3 protein-coding genes and 1 pseudogene are annotated in these 2,258 nt (G+C 56.6%); all 4 read left to right on the plus strand.

Annotated features, from left to right (window positions below; translation table 11 throughout):
- Positions 1 to 211: 211 nt before the first annotated feature.
- A pseudogene (locus HFD92_RS21860) lies at positions 212 to 343 on the plus strand (DUF3304 domain-containing protein); the annotation flags it as partial.
- A gap of 107 nt (positions 344 to 450) precedes the next feature.
- Positions 451 to 981, plus strand: coding sequence for a DUF3304 domain-containing protein (locus HFD92_RS21430; protein WP_167429668.1), 531 nt, complete (start codon positions 451 to 453; stop codon positions 979 to 981).
- Positions 982 to 1,089: 108 nt separating this feature from the next.
- Positions 1,090 to 1,623, plus strand: a complete 534-nt coding sequence (locus tag HFD92_RS21435) for a DUF3304 domain-containing protein (RefSeq protein ID WP_167429669.1) — start codon at positions 1,090 to 1,092, stop codon at positions 1,621 to 1,623.
- A 108-nt stretch (positions 1,624 to 1,731) separates the two neighbouring features.
- Positions 1,732 to 2,258 (plus strand): DUF3304 domain-containing protein (locus tag HFD92_RS21440; protein ID WP_167429670.1); only part of this gene is annotated, 527 nt, incomplete at its 3' end.

Below are 2,258 nucleotides of genomic sequence, written 5' to 3' on the forward strand. Positions count from 1 at the left end.
CCGATGCTGCCTGATGCCGCACAGCTGCAGGCACCAACGATGGAGCCAGGCACGGTGGTTGCACAGCAGACTCAGGTTATCAGCGAGCAGCGGCTGGCGCTGGCAAAATCGATGATTGAGTCCGGCTGGGCGGAAAGTCTTAAGGCGACCGTAACGGCCTGATTCAGGGAGGAACAAAGGATGAAAGCAGTGATACGCGAAGGCGATACCCTGCGGGAGTACGGTGCACTTTATGCCCTGCGATGAGGTGAAAGTGACGACCAGCTGTGCCAACTATGGTCACCCGGAACACCCGATCAACGAGCGCCTAAAGATGCCGGAGCCAAAAGTCTGTCCGCAATAATCACCAGCCTGACCTTTATTCCCCTTCAGTAATGCTCAGTCTGCCATCGCACCAGGACATGGCTGAGCAGGACGCAGTAACGCGTTAATTCATAAAAAGAATGCAAAATGAAAATACGACTTTACCTCGTGGTACCGGGTGTCCTGCTGCTGGCGGGATGCAGTCAGCCGGCGGCGAATGCTGAAATCCGCGGAGGCGGCGGAACCATAGAGGCAATCAACCACACCAGATGGGCAATCAACCATTTCAGCGTCGACGGTCAGTCGGGGATAGACATTATCGGGCCGTATCAGGGCGGCGGGGGCGGCGGCTGCTATGGCGTGCCGGCGAAGTGGCGGCCGGGTATGACGGTGAAAGTCGACTGGGAAACGGGGGTGGGTGGCTCAAAGGGGTTTCCGGGCTTTGCTGACTGGGAAAAATATAAGGCCTGGGAAAAAAAAATGAAGGCCCAGAATAAGCAGCACAGAACGGTGGTACCGCTACCTGACTATACGGGACAGGAAACCTGCGGGATCACGGTGCACTTTATGCCCTGCGATGAGGTGAAAGTGACGACCAGCTGTGCCAACTATGGTCACCCGGAACACCCGATCAAAGAGCCGCTTAAGATGCCGGAGCCAAAAGTCTGTCCGCAATAATCACCAGCCTGACCTTTATCTCCCTTCAGTAATGCTCAGCCATGCCATCGCACCAGGACATGGCAAAGCAGGACGCAGTAACGCGTTAATTCATCAAAGGAATGCAAAATGAAAATACGACTTTACCTCGTGGTACCGGGTGCCCTGCTGCTGGCGGGCTGCAGCCAGCCGGTGGCGAATGCGGAAGTCCGGAGTGGCGGTGGTGGAACCATTGTTGCCATCAATCACACCAGATGGGCAATCAACCATTTCAGCGTCGACGGTCAGTCGGGGATAGACATTATCGGGCCGTACCAGGGCGGCGGGGGCGGCTGCTGCTATGGCGTGCCGGCGAAGTGGCGGCCGGGTATGACGGTGAGGGTGGAATGGGAAAGCGGAGAAGCCTCAATGAGAGGTTTTCCTGGGTTTGCGGATACAGCTAAGTATCGCGCCTGGGGAAAAAAAATGAGTGCTAATAATCGGCAGCATAGCAAGGTTGTCCCAGTACCGGACTATACGGGGCAAAAGACCTGCGGGATCACGGTGCACTTTATGCCCTGCGATGAGGTGAAAGTGACCACCAGCTGCGTGAGCCCCGGCCGGCCGGGCTACCCAATCAACGAGCCGCTGCAGATGCCGGAGCCAAAAGTCTGTCCGCAATAATCACCAGCCTGACCTTTATTCCCCTTCAGTAATGCTCTGCCATGCCATCGCACCAGGACATGGCTGAGCAGGGCGCAGTAACGCGTTAATTCATCAAAGGAATGCAAAATGAAAATACGACTTTACCTCGTGGTATCGGGTGCCCTGCTGCTGGCGGGATGCAGCCAGCCGGCGGCGAATGCGGAAATCCGGAGTGGCGGTGGTGGAACCATCGAGGCCATCAACCACACCAGATGGGCAATCAACCATTTCAGCGTCGACGGTCAGTCGGGGATAGACATCATCGGGCCGTATCAGGGCGGCGGGGGCGGCTGCTGCTATGGCGTGCCGGCGAAGTGGCGGCCGGGAATGACGGTCAAAATCGACTGGGAAACTGGAGTGGGCGATATGGACGGATTTCCGGGGTTTGCAAATAGGGAAAAATACAATGCGTGGCGAAACAAAATGAAGGCCCAGAATAAGCAGCACAGCGCGGTGGTACCGCTTCCGGACTATACGGGACAGGAAATCTGCGGGATCACGGTGCATTTTCTGCCCTGTGATGCGGTGAAAGTGATCACCAGCTGTGCCAACTATGGTCACCCGGAACACCCGATCAAAGAGCCCCTTAAGATGCCGGAGCCCAAAGTCTGTCC

This window comes from Pantoea sp. EKM101V (assembly GCF_011800325.1).
Classification (GTDB): domain Bacteria; phylum Pseudomonadota; class Gammaproteobacteria; order Enterobacterales; family Enterobacteriaceae; genus Pantoea; species Pantoea anthophila.